1 protein-coding gene is annotated in these 246 nt (G+C 56.1%); it reads left to right on the top strand.

The window, feature by feature from the left end; all coding sequences use genetic code 11:
* On the top strand, window positions 1-246 hold a 246-nt coding region (locus AC1RPU_RS08445), incomplete at both ends, for a hypothetical protein (RefSeq protein WP_481769722.1).

The raw sequence follows: 246 nt of genomic DNA, 5'->3' as shown, positions 1-246 counted from the left end.
AACGTGGCGTCTGGAGGTTTCGGCACCTACCAGTCGGCGGTCACCAAGTCGCAGTACCAGTCGATCATTGCTACGTATCCGGGCATTCTAGACGTGATGACTCAGGCCCAGCGCGAGATCGATCCATCGGACTACCGATGGATGAACGTGGTTCGTGTGTCGGCACTCACCGCTAGCCCGTGGACGCAGGCTCAGATTCAGGACTTTCTGAACTACTGTCAGAAAGTCACGATGTACAGCACGTTC

It is taken from the genome of Dellaglioa sp. CoH-55-MRSF-7, from assembly GCF_056782235.1.
The sequence above is the reverse complement of the archived record's forward strand: the minus strand, read 5'-3'. Positions and strand labels throughout refer to the sequence as shown.